Raw genomic sequence first — 13,262 nt, forward strand, 5'->3', positions numbered from 1 at the left:
CCGGGGTGCCCGGCCAGGCCGGGCCCAACCCGTGGGCCGCGCCGCCGCAGCAGCAGGGCTGGGGCGGGGCGCCCGCCGGGCCCGTCGCCCAGGGCGCGCCGCTGGGCTACACGGCCGCAGTCGAGCTCTCCTCGGACCGGCTGCTGAAGAACCAGGCGCCCGAGCGTCGCCAGGGTCCGCCGCGCTTCCGACTGGGCGGCAAGGCCGCCGAGGCGGACCGCGCACAGAAGCTGGCGATCCTGCGCACGCCGGTGATGACCAGCTACAAGATCGCCGTCATCAGCCTCAAGGGCGGCGTCGGCAAGACGACCACGACCACCGCGCTCGGCTCCACCCTCGCAAGCGAGCGCCAGGACAAGGTCATCGCGATCGACGCCAACCCGGACGCCGGCACGCTCGGCCGCCGCGTGCGCCGCGAGACCAGCGCGACCATCCGCGACCTGGTCACCGCGATCCCGTACCTGCGCAGCTACATGGACGTGCGCCGGTACACCTCGCAGGCCAGCAGCGGGCTGGAGATCCTGGCCAACGACGTCGACCCGGCCGTCTCGACGACCTTCAACGACGAGGACTACCGCCGCGTCATCAACTTCCTCGGCGAGCAGTACCCGATCATCCTCACGGACTCCGGCACGGGACTGCTCTACAGCGCCATGCGCGGCGTGCTGGACCTCGCCGACCAGCTGATCGTCGTCTCCACGCCGAGCGTGGACGGCGCGAGCAGCGCCAGCACGACGCTGGACTGGCTCACCGCCCACGGCTACGCGGACCTGGTCCAGCGCAGCATCACGGTCGTCTCCGGGGTCCGCGAGACCTCCAAGATGATCAAGGTGGACGATATCGTCGCGCACTTCCAGACCCGCTGCCGCGGCGTCGTGGTCGTGCCGTTCGACGAGCACCTGGCGGCCGGCGCGGAGGTCGAGCTGACCCGGATGAAGCCCAAGACCCGCGAGGCCTACTTCAACCTGGCCGCGATGGTCGCCGCGGACTTCTCCCGGATCCAGCCGCAGCAGATGGGCTGGCAGCAGCAGCCCGGCGTGCCGCCGCAGCCGGGCCCGCCGCAGCAGGGCTACGACCCGCGCCCGCCCTACCAGCAGCCCCAGGCCTACCCGGCGCAGCCGGGACAGCCTGCGGCGTACCCGCAGCAGCCGCAGGCTCCGCAGCCCGGCCAGCCGCAGCAGGGCTACGACCCGCGCCAGCAGTGGGGTTACGGCTACCCGCCGCCGCAGCAGTAGGCGGCAGACGCGAGGAGGGGCGGACCGCATCGGCGGTCCGCCCCTCCTCGCTGCGCGCCACGCCCCGGTTCAGGCGCGTGCTTCGAACCGACTCAGACCACGTCAGACCGCGTCAGACCGCGTCGGTGAGCTCGCGGGCGCGCTTCACGTCGTCGGCCATGCGGTCCAGCAGCGCCTCGATCGTGTCGAACTTCTCCATGCCGCGCAGGTAGGCGAGGAAGTCGACGGACACGTGCAGCCCGTACAGGTCCAGGCCGACGCGGTCGATCGCGTAGGCCTCGACGGTGCGCTCGGTGCCGTCGAAGGTGGGGTTGGTGCCCACCGAGATCGCGGCCGGCATCCGCTCCTGACCCACCGTCAACCAGCCCGCGTAGACGCCGTCGGCGGGGATGGCCGTGTGCGGGAGCGTCTCGACGTTCGCTGTCGGGTAGCCGAGCTCGCGACCGCGCTGCGCGCCGCGCACGACGACGCCCTCGACCTGGTGGGGGCGGCCCAGCACCTCGGCCGCGCCGACGACGTCGCCCTCGGCGATCAGGCGGCGGGCCAGCGTCGAGGAGAACGGCGCTCCGTCGCCCGCCGCGCCGGTGATCCGCAGGTCCAGCACCTCGACGGTGAAGTCGTGCCGCCCGCCCAGCTCGGCCAGCAGCTCGACGTTGCCCGCGGCACGGTGCCCGAAGCGGAAGTTGGGGCCCTCGACGACCAGTTGGGCGTGGAGGCAGTCGACGAGCACCTGCCGGACGAACTCCTCCGCGGACAGCTGCGAGAACTCCGAGGTGAACGGCAGGACCAGCACGGCGTCGACGCCCAGCGCGCCCATCAGATCGGCCCGGCGGTGGTGCGGGGCCAGCAGCGGCGGGTGGCTGCCGGGGCGGACGACCTCGCTCGGGTGCGGGTCGAAGGTGACGACCACGGAACGGGCCCCGAGCGCGCGGGCGCGGTCCACGGCGCGTCCGATGATCAGTTGGTGGCCCTGGTGCACCCCGTCGAAGGACCCGATGGTGACGACGCTGCGTCCCCAGTCCTCCGGCACTTCTGTCAGGCCCCGCCAGCGCTGCACCTTGACCGCTCCTCGTCCGTCCTGCGCGTCGCCGCAGGCCCCAGTGGTTCCAACCCCCTATACCTTGCCATGGGCCTGGTCCTGGATCCTCATCGGACTCGTCACAGCCGGGCGGAGCAGTCCGCGCAACTCCCGCGCGAGAACGCAGTCGAGGTCCGCGAGCGCCTCGGCGAGACGCCACCGCACGGGCTCGGGCTGCTCGGCCGCCGCCGCGCGGGCGAAGGCGAGCAGGGTCTCGCGCTCGGCCGGTCCGTGGGCGAGCCTGGCCCGCAACCCCCCGCCGACCTGGGCGGCCGCCTCCGGGCGACGCTGGAGGTGCTCCCGGACGAGCCGCGCGGCGGCGGCCCTGGCGCGCGGCGCGGGCGTCGCCCCGAGCACGCGCAGCACGGCCGCGGCCTCCTCCCCCGGCTCGCGCAGCCGCCCCGCGTACCCGGCCAGCACCAGCGTCGGATCACCGTCCAGCGCGGGCGCGAGTGCCGCCGCGCCGAGCAGCGGGTCCCCGGCCAGGTAGCGGGCGACGGCGGCGCGCAGCCGCTTCGGCCGGGCGAGGGGATCGCTCACCAGCGCGACGTAGGCCGCACCGTGCAGGGACTCCTCCTCGCCGCGCGCAAGCAGCGCCTCGGCGGCCAGGCGCACCAGCGTCCGCTCGGCCGGCGCCCCCACCGCAGGCTGACGCGCCAGCAACGGCAGCACGGTCGCGGCCGCCACGTGCCGCTCGGGGCGTGGGTCGTGCGCCCAGCGGTCCACGGCCCGCCCCAACGCCGACGGCTCCGCCTGCGCGAGCGCCCGCAGCAGCGCGTCCGCGCGCGGATGCGCGGCGTCGACGAGCGCCTCCGCGAGCTCGTCCAGCGCGACGTGCCGGTAGGCGAACAAGGTCTCCGCGGCGACGCCGCTGACCCGCTCGTCGGCCAGCCACCGGCACAGCGGCGGCAACGCGGCCGCAGGATCCTGCACGACCACCTCTCCCAGCAGCCGCCCCGGCTCCTCCCTCCCGGCCCGCACGAGCACCCGCAGCACGTCGAGCCGCGCCTCGACGGTGAGCGGCAGGCGCCGCCAGAAGTCCCAGGGCAGGAACGGGACACCGCGTGACGGCTTCGCTCCGGCGGCTCGGGCCCCGGTCACCGGCTCGCCGCCATCACGCAACCCGTCGGGAACGGAGCAGTCGGAGGGTGCGCCGCCGGCCCCAGCCGCAGGAAAGCCCGGCCCGCAGGCCGCGCGGTCGTCCGCGGCCTGCCCATCCCTGTGCCGACCCGCAGCAGCCGCGGACCAGGCGGAACCGTGCGCCCCGAGGGCGAGGGCAGCGGGCGTCCCCACGCCACTGCCTTCACCGTCGTCGCCGTCCGGCAGCCAGGACGGCGAGGACCAGGCGGCACCCGCGGCCTCGGCCTCGCCGACCCTCGGGCCAGGGACGCCCTGCACAGCCCCGCACCCGGACAGGTCGCTGCCCAACCCTCCCCGCTCTCCGTGCTCCCCGCCCCGCGCTCCGATCGGCACGGACCACGCGCCACCCACGGCGTGGGCCTCGGCAGCCCCCACACCCGGGACGCCCTGCACAGCCCCGCACCCGGACAGGTCGCTCCCCAACCCTCCCCGCTCTCCGTGCCCTCCGCCCCACACCCCGATCGGCGCAGACCACGCGCCACCCGCGGCGTGCTGCGGGGAGGTGCTGGAGACGATGCGGCCGGCCAGGGCGCGCAGGAGCGGGGCGTAGGGGGCGGCGTCCGGGAGGCGTTGGAGGGTGTCGGTGAGGAGGCGCTCGGCCCACCAGTGCGCCTCGGAGCCCGGCGGCGCGGCCTCCGGGCCGTCGAGGCGGAGGACGAGGCGGCTCAGCAGCGACTCGAGGGCGGCCGGGTCGTCGGCGTCGAGCCCGAGCAGGGCCTGCCGGACGACGGCGAGACGCCAGCGCGGGACGCCGCCGCCCGTCGGCTGGCCGGGGACCGGTACCGGCGGGGGCCATCCCAGCGGTCCGCCGCGCCGGTGGGCGCCGACCGGGCGCCCCGGCGGCGGCTCCTCCGCAGGCCGCGCGGTGTCGGCGAGGATCATCGTGAGCGCGACGGGAAGGTCGAGGTGGAAGCCCTGGAGCCAGTCGGCGAGAGCGCCGGAGGCAAACCGGTAGCCGTTCCCCGCCGCGACGAACACGCCCTCGCCGAGCGCGGCTTGGGCCCATCCCTCGGCCCAGGGGAACAGTTCGTCGAACTCCCGCGCCGTCAGCCCGCCGTCCGGTGCGCCCAGCGTCCGCCGGGCCGCCTCGTGACACCGTCCGGCGACCCGGGCGGCCAGCCGTCGGACCGCGCGCGGGAGGGCGTGCGCGTGGCCACACGGGCGCCGGAGGTCCGCTCCGGGCATCTCCGCCGCGGGGGTCGGCGACGCGGCGTGCGCGGCCTGCGCGGCCTGCGCATCCGCGCGTTGCGCGGACCGCCGCCACAGGATGCTCAGCCCGGACGAGGCCACGTCCGCCGCCCCCGGCCGGAGGGCCGGTTCGGGTGCGGGCACAGGCCGCACCGCCTGGGCGGCGAGCCGCTCGGCGATCTGCAGGCAGGCGAGGTCCAGCCGGGCGGAGAGCAGGTCCGTCCGGGTCACCGCGCGGGAGCGCGGCAGGGCCAGGGCCGGCTGCGCCGCACGGACCTCCCCGAGCAGCCGCAGCGCGAGCGCGTCGCCCGCCGCGACCAGTCCGGCGACGCCCGGCTCCGTCCCCACGAGAGGCTTCACCACTCCACGCGTCACCACTCCGGGCGTCACCCCAGGCGCCTGCCGTAGTAGTGCCAACTCCCCCGCCGTCCCGGGATCGAGCGGACCGAGCCGACACTCGCCCTGCACGTCGTCCGGGCCGAGGTACGAGCACGTGCGCTCCCAGAACTCCGGGAGACAGCCCAGCACCAGCCGGCTCTCCGTCGCTCGCAGTCGGCGCACGGTCTGCGCGCACCAGCCGCGCCAGCGGGCCAGCAGTTGGGGCGGGGCCTCCTCGGGCGCGTCCAGGACGATCAGCAGCGGTCGGTGCGCGGCGGCGGCCACGCGCGCGGCCTGGCCCGCCAACGGGGCGGGCGCGGGGTGCCGCAGCAGCGCCTGCACCCGGCCGAGGACGCGGTCCGCCGCGTCCAGGACACTGGCGTCGCCCGCGGCGAGGTCCGCGCCGCGCAGCCAGAGCGTCGGCAGGCGGTACGCGGCGCGGGTACGGTGCAGCGCCACGGCGGCCAGCTCGGTCGTCCGCCCGCTGCCCGCCTCGCCCACGACCGCGAGCACGGTCCGCACCGGATCCCAGCCCTGGCCCTGGACCGTCTCCAGCAGTCCGTCCGCACGCGGGACGCGCCGTGCCCCCGCTTCGGTCGCCGCGGCGTCGATCCCGGCGGCGGCCAGCTCCAGCACTCCGGCGAGGTTCAGCGCGCGCCCGTGCGCGGGGACCGTCTCCGCGTTGCGTGCCAGCAGGTCCGCCAGCAGCGGCTCCCCGGCCACCGCACCGAGCCGGACCGCCAGCACCGCGCCGCGCCGACGGCTGCGCAGCGCCGCGGTCGCGACGCCCACCGCCGCACCGGTCTCGGCGTCGACCACCGGCCCGCCGGCGGCGTGGACGGGCAGGCCCGAGGGGGCCTGTTCCAGACTCAGCTGCCAGACGTCGGGCAGCAGCCAGAAGCGCTCGGACGCCTCGTAGCGGGCGGTGACGAGCCTCGTGACCGCTCCCTGCAAGGCGGCGCCCTGTCCGGGAACGCACACCAGACGCGTCCCTGTGCCGTCCGCGAGCGGCCAGGGCGCGCCGGGCGGGAAGTCGGAACGCAGCAGCGCGAGGCCGTGCTCGGGCAGCGGCACGATCCGGCCCGCGTCGACGCGGGCGGAACGCCCGTCGGGGTAGGCGAGCCGGACTCCGGCGAGGCCGTCGACGACCTCGTGCGCCGTCACCAGCGTGCCGTCGTGATCCACCCCGAAGGCGAGCCCCCGCAACGTCCCCCGCGAGTCACTGACACGCACCAGCCCAGGCCCCACCGCCCCACCCTTTCGCCCTGCGGTGCGCACACGGGCACCGCCTGGCGGAAGGTTGCCCACGGCCGCACGGCGTTCCGCCGGGCGTCCTTCCGCCCGCCCCTGACACGCTTCGCGCGCTCGCTCGATGGGGTGGAACACGTTTCGAGCGGAGGCGACCGCTGCACGTCAGGGGCGTGGGCTCGGCTTGGGCGAGCCGACCTCTGCGGACGGGATTCTTGCCGCTCCTGCCGCGCGGGCCGTGCCGACCGCGCTCTCGGCTGGCCGCGAGGCGGCGGGACGGCGAGGCGGCTCGCGGGAGAGCGGCGACGGAAGACGACGGAAGCAGCCGGGCGCCGTCACGCCACCTTGACGCCCAGCAGGTCGATCGGCGTGATCACCGGCGGCGCGCTGAGCATGGTCTCGGCCGCGCCCATCAGCGCCGCGGCGATCGCACCCTGGAGGTGGGCCTGACGGCCCTCCTCGTCGTCGAAGGTGTCGAAGACGCCGAAGGTCGTGGCGTCCTGACGGAACGAGTACCAGGTCACGGTGTGCTGCTCCTGCTCCGCGAGGGTGACCGCGTCGCGCAGCATCGCCTCGACCTTGTCGGCGTACTCGGGCTTGGCCTCGATACGCGCGAGCAGACCGATCTTCATGGTGGGCTCCTGACGTGGAAGGTGGAAGGTCGCCGGTTCTCCGGCACACCTCGAAACTACGCCCGGGCCGACACCAAGATCAGTGGCAGAAACGCCACGGATGATAGCGTTTTCGCCATGGAGATCGCGGTTCTCGTCTACGACGGCGTGTTCGACTCAGGCCTGTCCGCGGTCCTGGACGTGCTGGACGGCGCGAACGCGATGCGCGGTGAGGTCGGCGGGGCGCCGGCCTGGAACGTGACGACGGTCGGCTGCCGACCGCAGGTGCGCACCGGGGCCCGGCATCTCGTCGAGACGGAGCCCCTCGACCGCGCCGACGCGGCGGACCTGCTGATCGTCCCCGCGCTCGCCGAGCGCGAGCCGGAGGCACTGCTGGAACGCGTCGCCTCGTCGGAGCTCGCCCCCGTCCGCGAGCGGATCGCGCGGACCCGGGCCCGCGGCACAGCCATCGCCTCGGCCTGTACGGGCACCTTCCTGCTCGCCGAGTCCGGGATCCTGGACGGCCGTCGGGCCGCGACGAGCTGGTGGCTGGCGCCGGTCTTCCGCGGGCGCTACCCGGAGGTCCGGATCGACCAGAGCCGGATGGTCGTCACCAGCGACGGCATCACGACTGCGGGCGCGGCCTTCGGACACGTCGACCTCGCGCTCCACGTGATCCGGTCGGGCAGCCCCGCGCTCGCCGATCTGGTGGCCCGCTACCTGGTGATCGACGAGCGGCCGTCCCAGTCCGCCTACACCATCCCGAGCGCGCTGGCGCAGAACGACCCGACGGTCGCCGCCTTCGAGCGCTGGGCCCGCGCGCGCCTGGCCGACCCCATCAGCATCCCCGACGCCGCCAGGGCCATCGGGGTCAGCAACCGGACCCTCCAGCGGTCCGTGCAGCGGTGCCTGGGCACCTCACCGATCCGCTTCGTCCAGGACCTGCGCGTCGAGCAGGCGTCCCACCTGCTGCGCACCAGCGAGCTGTCGCTCGAGGCCATCGCCCGCAAGGTCGGCTACGAGCACCCGCACACCCTGCGAGTACTGCTCCGCGAGCGCACCGGGAAGACGACGACGGCCCTGCGCGGCGTCTGACGCCACCGATCGACGTCTGACGTGCCGCAGTCTCAGACGAAGACGGCCAGCGACTTCGCCTTGCCGCCGCGCTCCTCGATCAGCGCCAGGAAGCGGCCCTCGGGGTCGAAGACCGCGATCGGCTCGCTGACGCCCATCCCCGGGGCGTCGATGCGGACGCCGGTCGCCAGCAGGCGCGCCTGCTTCTCGTCCACGTCCCAGCGCGGGAACGCGGCCGCGGCGGCGTCGGCGATCGGCAGGACGTTGTCGGCGAAGGACTCCTCGAGCTCCTCCAGCGTGTGCGCGACGTCCAGCCCGTACGCGCCGACCCGGGTGCGCCGCAGCGCGGTGAGGTGGCCGCCGACGCCGAGGTCCGCACCCAGGTCGCGGGCGAGGGCGCGGATGTAGGTGCCGGACGAGCAGTCCACCGTGACGTCGAGGTCGACGACGGGCGTGCCGTCCTCGGCGACCCCGTCCCGCCGGGCGTGGACCTCGAAGCGGGACACGGTGACCGGACGGGCGGCCAGCTCGACCTCCTCGCCCTCGCGGACGCGCGCGTAGCTCCGCTTGCCGTCGATCTTGATGGCGCTGACGCTGGACGGCACCTGCTCGATGGCGCCGGTCAGCTTGGCCACGCCTGCGGCGATGGCCTCGTCGGTGACCGCGTCCGCCGCGGCGGAGCCGGTGACCTCGCCCTCCGCGTCGTCGGTGACCGTGGTCTGACCGAGGCGGATCGTCGCCTCGTAGGTCTTCGTCGTCAGCGCCAGGTGCCCGAGCAGGCGCGTCGCCTTCTCGCTGCCGACGACGAGGACGCCCGTCGCCATCGGGTCCAGCGTCCCGGCGTGGCCGACCTTGCGGGTTCCGGCCAGGCGTCGGATGCGGGCGACGACGGTGTGGGAGGTGATCCCGGCCGGCTTGTCGACGATGACCAGACCGTCAGGGCCGGTGCCCTTGCGCTTCACGAGGGGTTTCAGTCTTTCGTTCGGAGACTCGGTCGTTTCGGGGACTCAGTCGGAGATCGGAGCGGACTGCTCGTCGATCGCGGTACGGAAGGCCGCGACGGTGGCCGCGACGCCGCGGTGCGAGGTGAACCCGGCCGCGTAGGCGTGCCCGCCGCCGCCCAGCGCGGCGCAGGCCAGGGCGACGTCGACGGACCCGTTCGCGCGCGAGGAGCCGCGCAGGCTGCCGTCCGGGTCCTCCTTGAGGACCAGGGCGACCTCGGCCTCGGCGGCCTTGCGGACCGTGTCGATCAGGCCCTCGATCTGCTCCGGCGGCACGCCGTGGGCGAGCAGGTCCGCCCAGGGCACCCAGGTCCAGACGAGGCCGCGGCCGCCCGCGGCCTGGGGCTCCAGCTCGGCGCGCTCGAGCGCGGCGGCCAGCACCTTCAGGTAGCCGAAGGACTGCGTGTCCCACAGCCGCCGGGAGATGGCGTCGTGAGGGACGCCCGCCGCGAGCAGGCGCGCGGCGAACTCGTGGGTGGCCGGCGTCGTGGCCGCGTAGCGGAACGAGCCGGTGTCGCTGGCGACCCCGGCGTACAGGCAGGTGGCGATCTGCTGGTCCAGCGGGACGCCGAGGCGGCGCAGCAGCTCGTCGACGAGGACGGCCGTGGCCGGGGCCAGCGGGTCGATCAGGCGCAGCGTGCCGAAGCCGGCGTTGGAGGTGTGGTGGTCGACGACGACCAGCTGCCGCGCGGCCTCCGCCTTGGCCTGGAGCAGGCCGAGGCGCCGCGCGTCGGCGACGTCGAAGCTGATCATCAGTTCCGGCCGCTCGGGGACCGCCGAGACCGGGACGATCAGCTCCTGGCCGGGCAGGAACGACAGGGAGGCGGGCACGACCTGCGGGTCGTCGCCGAAGGAGACGCGCACGTCGACGCCGCGCTGCCGCAGCGCGAGCCCGACGGCCAGGGCCGAGCCGAGCGCGTCGCCGTCGGGCAGGACGTGCGCGAGCAGGTCCACGGAGGAGGCGCCGGCGATCGCGTCCAGCACCGCCTGCCAGTCCGCCTCAGCAGGCCGCCGCAGCTCCCCGCGCGGGGAGGGCAGCGCCGGGGCGGAGACGCCCACCGCTCCGGTGGGCGTCTCCGTGTCGACGTGCGGGGCCACGTGCTCCGGCCGGCCGGGCACGACTACTCGTCCTCTGCCTCGTCGGCGGCGTCGACCGAGCCCTCGAGCTCCTCGTCGTACTCGCCCGGCTTGCGGTACGGGTCGGCCTCGCCGGCGAAGGTCTTGCCGACGGCGACGCTGCGCACCTCGGCGTCCTGGGCCCGCGCCTTGACGAGCAGGTCGTCCAGGTGACGGGCGGTGTCCGGGATGGCATCCAGGACGAAGGTGAGCGTCGGGGTGAACCTGACCCCCGTCTCGCGTCCGACCGTCGAGCGCAGGATGCCCTTGGCGCTCTCCAGCGCGGCGGCCGAGGCCTCGCGCGCGGTCTCGTCGCCGTGGACGGTGTAGAAGACGGTGGCCTCGCGCAGGTCACCGGTCACTCGGGCGTCGGTGATGGTGACGAAACCGAGCCGCGGATCCTTGATCCGCCGCTGGAGCGTCTCCGCGACGACCACCCGGATGCGGTCTGCGAGCTTGCGCGCCCTCGCGGTGTCGGTCACTGGTCCTCCTCGTGCTGGTGGGCACCATGGGAACGGTACCCGCGGACGCCCTCCTTGGGGCGACCTGTCCGATTGTCCTACTCGTCCTCGTCGTCGCGAAGCCTGCGCCTCGCGGACAGCAGCTGCACCTCGGGCCTGCCCGAGACCAACCGCTCGCAGCTGTCCAGGATCTCGACGACGTAGGACGCCTCGCCGGAGACGACGGCCAGGCCGATCTCGGCCCGGCGGTGCAGATCCTGGTTTCCGGTCTCCGCAGCGCACACGCTGTACTTGCGCTGCAGTTCGGCCACGATGGGCCGCACGATCGACCGCTTCTCCTTGAGGGAGTGAATATCACCCAGAAGCAGATCGAACGTAAGTGTTCCCACGAACATGTGTGACAGGTCACGCCGACCTGTGAGGCCTCGGGGACTGGTGTGGCTTGCTCTGTCCTCACCGTACCGAGCGAGGAGGGGGCCGGTCGACGGAATTGGCTCCGTCTCCCGGCCCCCTCTCACGGCCTTACGGACTTACGAGCGCGGCTTCTCGCGCATCTCGTAGGTCTCGATGGTGTCCTCGACCTTGATGTCGTTGAACGACCCCAGGGTGACACCGGCCTCGAAGCCCTCGCGGACCTCGGTCGCGTCGTCCTTGAAGCGGCGCAGACCCTCGATGGTGAGGTTCTCCGCCACGACCTTGCCGTCGCGGATGAGGCGGGCCTTGGCGTTGCGCCGGATGATGCCGTCGCGGACCAGGACACCGGCGATGTTGCCGAACTTGGAGGAGCGGAAGACCTCGCGGATCTCCGCGGCGCCGAGGCGCACCTCCTCGTACTCCGGCTTGAGCAGGCCCTTGAGCGCCGCCTCGATCTCCTCGATCGCCTGGTAGATGACCGAGTAGTAGCGGATGTCGACGCCCTCGCGGTCCGCCGCCGTACGGGCGCGGCCCTCGGCCCGGACGTTGAAGCCCAGGATGATGGCGTCGGAGCCCATGGCCAGGTCGACGTCGGACTCGGTGATCGCACCCACACCGCGGTGCAGGATGCGGAGCTCGACCTCCTCGCCCACGTCCAGCTTGAGCAGCGCGTCCTCCAGGGCCTCCACGGAACCGGAGACATCACCCTTGATGATGAGGTTGAGCTGCTGGATGCCGCCGGCGGCGATGGCCTTGTCCAGGTCCTCGAGCGAGACGCGGACCGGACGACGCGCGAACATGGCGTTGCGGTCGCGGGCCGAGCGCTTCTCGGCGATCTGGCGGGCCGTGCGGTCCTCGTCGACGACGATGAAGCTGTCGCCGGCGCGGGGCACCGAGGTCAGACCGAGCAGCAGCACCGGACGCGACGGACCGGCCTCCTGCAGGGCGTTGCCGTTCTCGTCGAGCATGGCGCGGACGCGGCCGTAGCTGTCGCCGACCACGATCGAGTCACCGACGTGCAGGGTGCCGCGCTGGACCAGGACGGTCGCCATGGCGCCGCGGCCCTTGTCCAGGTGGGCCTCGATCGCGATGCCCTGGGCGTCCTGCTCCGGGTTGGCCCGCAGGTCCAGGCTGGCGTCCGCGGTCAGGACCACGGCCTCCAGCAGGGAGTCGATGTGCAGGCCCTGGCGGGCGGAGATGTCGACGAACATGGTGTCGCCGCCGTACTCCTCAGCCACCAGACCGAACTCGGTCAGCTGTCCGCGGACCTTGGTCGGGTCGGCGCCCTCGACGTCGATCTTGTTGACGGCGACCACGATCGGCACACCGGCGGCCTTGGCGTGGTTGAGCGCCTCGACCGTCTGCGGCATGACACCGTCGTTGGCCGCGACCACCAGGATCGCGATGTCGGTGGACTTGGCACCACGGGCACGCATGGCGGTGAACGCCTCGTGACCCGGGGTGTCCAGGAACGTGATGGCACGCTCCTCGCCGTTGACCTCGGTGACGACCTGGTAGGCGCCGATGTGCTGGGTGATGCCACCCGCCTCGCCGGCGACCACGTTGGACTTGCGGATCGCGTCCAGCAGTCGGGTCTTACCGTGGTCGACGTGACCCATGACGGTCACCACCGGCGGACGCGGACGCAGGTCGTCCTCGTCGCCCTCGTTCTCGCCGAAGTCGATGTCGAAGGACTCGAGCAGCTCGCGGTCCTCGTCGTCACGGGAGACGATCTCCAGCGTGAAGCCCATCTCGCCGGCGAGCATCTGAAGGATGTCGTCGGAGACGGACTGCGTCGCGGTGACCATCTCACCGAGGTTGAACATCACGGAGACGAGCGCCGCCGGGTTGGCGTTGATCTTGTCCGCGAAGTCCGTCAGGGAGGCGCCACGCGAAAGGCGCACGGTCTCGCCGTGGCCCTTCGGCAGCATCACACCGCCGACGGACGGGGCCTGCATGGCCTCGTACTCCTGGCGCTTCGCGCGCTTCGACTTACGGCCACGGGCCGGACGGCCACCGGGGCCACGGCCGAAGGCGCCCTGCGTGCCACCACGGGCACCGGGACCGCCGGGACGGCCGCCGAAGCCGCCACCGCCACCGGGACGGGCGCCGCCGAAGCCGCCGCCACCGCCGCCGCCACCCGGACGCGGGCCGCCGAAGCCGCCGCCGGCCGGACGGGAGCCCGGACCTGCCGGACGACCCTGGAAGCCGGGACGCGCGCCGGGACCGCCCGGACGGGCGCCGGGGCCGCCGCCACCGGGACGACCGGCGCCACCGGGGCCCGGACGCGGGCCGGGACGCTGCGGCATCATGCCCGG

Annotated in this window: 10 protein-coding genes; 2 read left to right on the forward strand and 8 right to left on the reverse strand. The window is 74.2% G+C overall.

From position 1 onward, the window contains the following. A partial coding sequence (locus TR50_RS43445; protein WP_152648925.1) for a MinD/ParA family ATP-binding protein occupies window positions 1-1,235 on the forward strand: 1,235 nt, incomplete at its 5' end. Window positions 1,236-1,347: 112 nt separating this feature from the next. On the opposite strand, the gene TR50_RS41160 is transcribed toward TR50_RS43445, so the two are convergent. From TR50_RS41160 to TR50_RS41170, 3 genes are all read right to left on the reverse strand, one after another. Continuing rightward, window positions 1,348-2,292 carry a bifunctional riboflavin kinase/FAD synthetase gene (locus tag TR50_RS41160; protein ID WP_084701883.1) on the reverse strand — a complete coding sequence of 315 codons (945 nt, stop codon included), beginning with the start codon at window positions 2,290-2,292 and terminating at the stop codon, window positions 1,348-1,350. Between the two features lie 57 nt (window positions 2,293-2,349). Further along, window positions 2,350-6,252, reverse strand: a complete 3,903-nt coding sequence (locus TR50_RS41165; RefSeq protein WP_152648926.1) for a serine protease — start codon at window positions 6,250-6,252, stop codon at window positions 2,350-2,352. Window positions 6,253-6,602: 350 nt separating this feature from the next. Beyond that, entirely contained in the window at window positions 6,603-6,899 is a 297-nt protein-coding gene (locus tag TR50_RS41170; RefSeq protein ID WP_042435402.1) for a putative quinol monooxygenase, read from the reverse strand. Between the two features lie 117 nt (window positions 6,900-7,016). On the opposite strand from TR50_RS41170, the gene TR50_RS41175 reads away from it, so the two are divergent. Further along, window positions 7,017-7,973: a GlxA family transcriptional regulator gene (locus TR50_RS41175; protein ID WP_042435405.1), complete on the forward strand. Its 957-nt coding sequence runs from the start codon at window positions 7,017-7,019 to the stop codon at window positions 7,971-7,973. Window positions 7,974-8,005: 32 nt separating this feature from the next. Here the strand turns inward: TR50_RS41175 and truB are convergent, their stop codons facing one another. The 5 genes from truB to infB all read right to left on the reverse strand — a co-directional run. Then, window positions 8,006-8,914, reverse strand: coding sequence for a tRNA pseudouridine(55) synthase TruB (gene truB / locus TR50_RS41180; protein WP_042435408.1), 909 nt, complete (start codon window positions 8,912-8,914; stop codon window positions 8,006-8,008). A gap of 45 nt (window positions 8,915-8,959) precedes the next feature. After that, window positions 8,960-10,072 (reverse strand): DHH family phosphoesterase, encoded by a 1,113-nt coding sequence (locus TR50_RS41185; RefSeq protein ID WP_236654815.1) that lies wholly within the window; start codon window positions 10,070-10,072, stop codon window positions 8,960-8,962. Window positions 10,073-10,074: 2 nt separating this feature from the next. Beyond that, window positions 10,075-10,551 (reverse strand): 30S ribosome-binding factor RbfA, encoded by a 477-nt coding sequence (gene rbfA, locus TR50_RS41190; RefSeq protein ID WP_042435411.1) that lies wholly within the window; start codon window positions 10,549-10,551, stop codon window positions 10,075-10,077. 77 nt (window positions 10,552-10,628) lie between these two features. Further along, window positions 10,629-10,925, reverse strand: coding sequence for a DUF503 domain-containing protein (locus TR50_RS41195; RefSeq protein WP_042391269.1), 297 nt, complete (start codon window positions 10,923-10,925; stop codon window positions 10,629-10,631). Window positions 10,926-11,060: 135 nt separating this feature from the next. Continuing rightward, a partial coding sequence (infB, locus tag TR50_RS41200; protein WP_042435420.1) for a translation initiation factor IF-2 occupies window positions 11,061-13,262 on the reverse strand: 2,202 nt, incomplete at its 5' end.

This window comes from Streptacidiphilus anmyonensis, assembly GCF_000787855.1.
In the GTDB taxonomy this organism is placed as follows: domain Bacteria; phylum Actinomycetota; class Actinomycetes; order Streptomycetales; family Streptomycetaceae; genus Streptacidiphilus; species Streptacidiphilus anmyonensis.